Annotated in this window: 4 protein-coding genes; all 4 read right to left on the reverse strand. The window is 68.7% G+C overall.

Annotated features, from left to right (window positions below; translation table 11 throughout):
- Positions 1–95 precede the first annotated feature (95 nt).
- Positions 96–455: a hypothetical protein gene (locus tag D6689_00685; protein RMH45116.1), complete on the reverse strand. Its 360-nt coding sequence runs from the start codon at positions 453–455 to the stop codon at positions 96–98.
- 8 nt (positions 456–463) lie between these two features.
- Positions 464–2,278 carry a PAS domain-containing protein gene (locus tag D6689_00690; GenBank protein RMH45117.1) on the reverse strand — a complete coding sequence of 605 codons (1,815 nt, stop codon included), beginning with the start codon at positions 2,276–2,278 and terminating at the stop codon, positions 464–466.
- A gap of 106 nt (positions 2,279–2,384) precedes the next feature.
- Positions 2,385–3,593 carry a type II secretion system F family protein gene (locus D6689_00695; protein RMH45118.1) on the reverse strand — a complete coding sequence of 403 codons (1,209 nt, stop codon included), beginning with the start codon at positions 3,591–3,593 and terminating at the stop codon, positions 2,385–2,387.
- A gap of 60 nt (positions 3,594–3,653) precedes the next feature.
- Positions 3,654–4,373 (reverse strand): PilT/PilU family type 4a pilus ATPase (locus D6689_00700; GenBank protein ID RMH45119.1); only part of this gene is annotated, 720 nt, incomplete at its 5' end.

A 4,373-nucleotide genomic window follows, 5' to 3' on the forward strand; every position in this document is an offset into this window, starting at 1 on the left:
CGACGAAGTAAGGGTGGGCCCCCTTTCGAGGAGCTCCAACGCCGCCGGCGGCGTGAGGGGGCCGCGAGGACCGTACGCGATGCGTGATTCCTCATTTAACGCCAGTCGTCGCCCAACTCGGCGCGCAACACGTCCGCGCACAGCGCGACGCACTCGTTGCAGATGTGGATCCCCGCCTGGGTGAGCAGCTTCTTGACCTGGTCGCCGGGCGTTCCGCACAGGGTGCAGGCGAAGTCGCCCTGATGCGTCACGCGGCGCGGGCGGCGCGGCGGGGTCGCGGCCGCGTCCGCCGCCGGCAGCGACGCGACCTGCGACACCACCGGGAACTCGCGCGTGACCGCCGGCGCATCGCCGGTGCCCGCCAGCGAGGCGTGGCAGGCGCCGCACACCGGCAGCGGACGCGGGTCGACCAGGGGGCTGGCGCACAGCGGGCAGGGCGCGTCGGGATTGGTCATCGGAACCACTATACCGTCGGCGGGCCGGCGGCTGCAGCCGGGCCGGCGGGCACGCGGACGGTGATGCGCGTGCCGCGGCCCGGCGCGCTGTCGACGTCGATCGCGCCGCCGTGCTCGTCCACGATATGGCGGACGATCGCGAGGCCGAGGCCGGTGCCGCCGGCGCGCGTCGTGAAGAACGGATCGAACATGTGCGCGACGACCTCGGGCGGCATGCCCGGACCGTCGTCCGCCACGCACACGACCGCGTGGTCGCCTTCGCGCCCGACGCGGAGGTCGACGCGCCCGCCGGTCGCGCCGGCCGCTTCGGCCGCGTTGCGCAGCAGGTTCCACAGCACTTGCCGCAGCTTCTCCGCGTCCGCCTCGATCGCAATCGGCTCGTCGGTCGTCCGCGTCAGCCGCACGGGGACCGAGCCCAGGTCGGGGTCGCGCGCGAACACGCGCAGCGTCTCCTCGACCAACTCGTCGAGCGCGAACGCGACGTTGTGCCGCGGGCGCGGGTTCGTGTAGTCGAGCAGGTCGCGAATCAGACGGTCCAGGCGGTCGACTTCACGCGTGACGATCTCCATCAGCTTCGTGCGATCCTCCGAGCTGCCGCGATCGCTGCGAAGCAGCTCGATCGATCCCGAAATCGACGCGAGCGGGTTGCGCAACTCGTGGGCGACGCTCGCGGCCACGGTCCCGATCGTCGCCAGGCGTTCCGCTTGGCGGACCTGTGCTTCCATCGCGCGCAGCTCGGTGAGGTCCTGGAAGCTCAGGATGCGACCGCGCGGTCGGTTCTGATGGTCGACCAGTGGGGACAGCGACACGCCGAACACCGCCCGGCGCCCGCTGGGCAACCGGATGTCGACCTCGCCGCGGCGCAGCGGCGCGTGCGGATCGGCAGCGGTGACCGCCTCCGCCAGCGCCGGAGCGACGTCGGCCAGGGGCCGCCCGACCGGATCGCAGTCGAGTTCGAGCAGGTCGACCGCCGCGCGATTGGCCGTCAGAACCGTGCCGGACGTGTCGACGGTGACGAGCCCGCTCGTGAGGCAGCGCACGATGTCCTCGTGCAGCGTGTACAGGTCCGCGGCAGCGGCACGCTCGGTCTCGAGCGATGCGCTGGCGCGCGCGAGCTGGCCGCCGAGATTGACCGCCAGCACCGCGATCGCGCCGAACGCCGCGAGGTTCAAGCCGAGGTGGCGCGCGAGTTCGAGCGCCGACAGGTCCGACGGCAGCAATCGCTGGCCGGCTAGCGACGGCAGCGCGCCCGTCCACCCGAGGATGCTCACGGCCACGAACAGGAACGCGCTGGCGGCCGCCGTTGCGATCGCACCGCGCTGGTAGCGGACCGTCGCGGCGCCGACGATCGCGACCGGGAAGAAGAACGTGTACCCGCTCTGTGCGCCGCCGGTCACGTGGACGAGCAGCGTGGCGATCACGAGGTCGACCGCGATTTGCGCCGTGGCGAAGCGCGTCATGTTGGCCACACGTGGCAGCGCGATCGCGTAGGCGATCGTGAGCAAGTAGGTCGCCGCGATGATCGCCAACAGAATGTATGTATTGGGCGTTTGCAGGTCGACGTCGCCGACCCACGCGATGACGACCGTCGTGCCGAGGGCAAAGCTGATCAGCACGAGCCGAAACAGCATCAAGTACGTCACGCGCCGCGCGAGATCGGTCCCGTCCCGGCGCTCGACACCGTCCCGTCCGCGGCCGTCGTCGCCGCGTTGCGTGACGCGATCGTGTCCGCCGCGGTCCGGGCCGCGTTGCGTGGCGCGACCGTCGCCGCCGCGGTCCGGGCTCGACGCGCCGGAGGACGGGGGGTGGGCGGGCGCAGTCACGGCCGCGGCCGCCGGCGAACCGCGCCCGCTGCGCCGACCTTCCCGAATGAACCGGGAGCGTGCCGCAAGGCGTGAACGCGCGCCCGCGCGAGCATCCACCAGCCTCCTATTCGGCTCGGATGTTGCCCGCGAGCTCGAAGATCGGCAGGTACATCGCGATGATCAGTCCGCCGATGATCCCGCCGAGGAACACCATCATGACCGGCTCCATCAGCGACGTGAGCGACGCGACCGCCACGTCGACCTCTTCCTCGTAGAAGTCCGCGATCTTCTGGAGCATCGCGTCCATCGCGCCGGTCTGCTCGCCGACGCCAATCATCTGGACGACCATCGGCGGGAACACGCGCGCCTCGGCGAGTGGTCCGGCGAGGTCTTTGCCCTCGGAGATCTTCTGGCGCGCAAACAACACGCCGCGTTCGACGATGCGATTGCCCGACGTCCGCGCGCAGATGTCGAGCGCGTCGAGGATCGGCACGCCGGAGGAAAGCAGTGTGCCGAGCGTGCGCGTGAAGCGCGCGACGACGACCTTGCGCAGCACGTTGCCGATCACCGGAATCTTGAGCAGGAAGGCGTCGAACAGATCTCGGCCTTTCTCCGTGCGCATCATGACGGTGAACGCGCCGGCCAGAACGATCGCGGCGATCAGAAACCAGTACCAGTTGGCGATAAAGCCATTGGACAGGTTGATCACCACCTTGGTCGGGGCGGGCAGCGAGCCGGCGCGCATCTCCTTGAACATGTTCTCGAAGACCGGGATGACCTTCGTGAGCAGGACGACGATCACGCCGACCGCGACGCACAGAATCGAGATCGGATAGACCATCGCGCCCTTGACCTGGCGCTTGAGCTTGGCCGCCTTCTCGATGTAGGTGGACAGGCGGTGGAGGATCGTGTCCAGGATCCCGCCCACCTCGCCGGCGGCGATCAGGTTGACGTACAGGTCGTCGAATACGCGCGGGTGGCGCCGCAGGGCGTCGGAGAACGTCGCGCCTGACTCGACGCTCGCCTTCACGCTGCCGATGATGCGCCCGAAGTTGCGGTTCTCCGTCTGCTTCGACAGGATATCGAGGCACTGGACCAGCGGCAGACCGGCGTCGATCATCGTGGCGAGCTGCCGCGTGAACACGACGAGGTCTTTTTCGCCGACGCCGGAGCCGAAACGGATGCTCAACTGCCGCGACGCCTTGCGCACCTTGGTGGGCTGAATGCCCTGTGTGCGCAGTGCCTGGCTCGCCGCGTCCGCGTCGTCGGCCTCGATGACGCCGGATCGGGTCTCGCCCGACCGTGTCCTGCCCTCCCAGTTGAATTTCGGCATGTGCGTTGTCCCTCGCGTGGATTTCGCGCCGGGTCGCGGTCCGGCGCGCGACCGCCCGGGTTAGGCGGCCGGCTTGCGCCCCGACGAAGCCTGCGCGTTGGCAATGATCGTCTTGAGTTCTTCCGGATCCGACGACCTGGCCATAGCGTCCTCCAAAGTGATCTGGCGGCGCAAGAAAAGGTCGCACAGGCTTTGGTTCATCGTCTGCATGCCGAACTTGGACTGGCCGATCTGCATCTGCGAGTAGATCTGGTGCAGTTTGTCCTCGCGGATGAGGTTGCGGATCGCGGGGGTCGGGATCATCACCTCGGATGCGAGGACGCGGCCGGAGCCGGAGGCGCGCGGAATCAGCATTTGACAGATCACGCCCTCGAGCACGAAGGACAGCACCGCGCGTACCTGTGCCTGCTGATGCGGCGGGAACACGTCGATGATGCGGTTGATGCTCTGGATGGCGCTGTTGGTGTGCAGCGTGGCGAAGGCGAGGTGGCCGGTCTCCGCGATGGCCAGCGCCGCCTCGATCGTCTCGAGGTCGCGCAGCTCGCCGATCAGGACGACGTCCGGATCCTGTCGGAGGATGTATTTGAGCGCCTTGGCGAACGACTCCGTGTCGCTGCCTACCTCGCGCTGGTTTACGACCGACATCTTGTGCGGGTGGAGAAACTCGATTGGATCCTCCACCGTGACGATGTGGTGCCGATGGTTGCTGTTGATCCGGTCGATCATCGACGCGAGCGTCGTCGATTTGCCCGACCCGGTCGGTCCGCACACGAGCACCAG

It is taken from the genome of Deltaproteobacteria bacterium (assembly GCA_003696105.1).
Lineage (GTDB): Bacteria > Myxococcota_A > Polyangia > Haliangiales > J016 > J016.